We start from the raw sequence: 348 nt of genomic DNA, 5'->3' as shown, positions 1-348 counted from the left end.
GCCGATCTTCCGCGCCGTGCGGCGCCGCCGCCGGTGTTCACGCCGGTTCCGGTCTTCACCTGGACGGGCTTCTACGCCGGCTTCAACGCGGGCTACGGCTTCGGCACCCAGAACGACCGCGGCCCGACCGTCGTCACCGTCCCGGGCGGCGCCACGCCGGGCTCGAGCCTGTTCGTGACCGGCGCCGGCGCGCCGGCGGCGGGCGTGCTCGCCTTCTCGAACCGCAACAGCAACGACGGCTTCGTCGGCGGCGGCCAGATCGGCTACAACTACCAGTTCACGCCGGGCTCGGGCTTCGTGATCGGTTTCGAGGCCGACGCGCAGTACGTCGATTTCGGGCGCAACCGC

Annotated in this window: 1 pseudogene; it reads left to right on the top strand. The window is 72.1% G+C overall.

Annotated features, from left to right (window positions below):
* Positions 1–348: pseudogene (locus tag WDW90_RS38555) on the top strand (porin family protein); the annotation flags it as partial.

This window comes from Methylobacterium nigriterrae (genome assembly GCF_037106235.1).
In the GTDB taxonomy this organism is placed as follows: Bacteria; Pseudomonadota; Alphaproteobacteria; order Rhizobiales; family Beijerinckiaceae; genus Methylobacterium; species Methylobacterium nigriterrae.
This window is presented reverse-complemented; position numbering and strand designations above follow the sequence as displayed.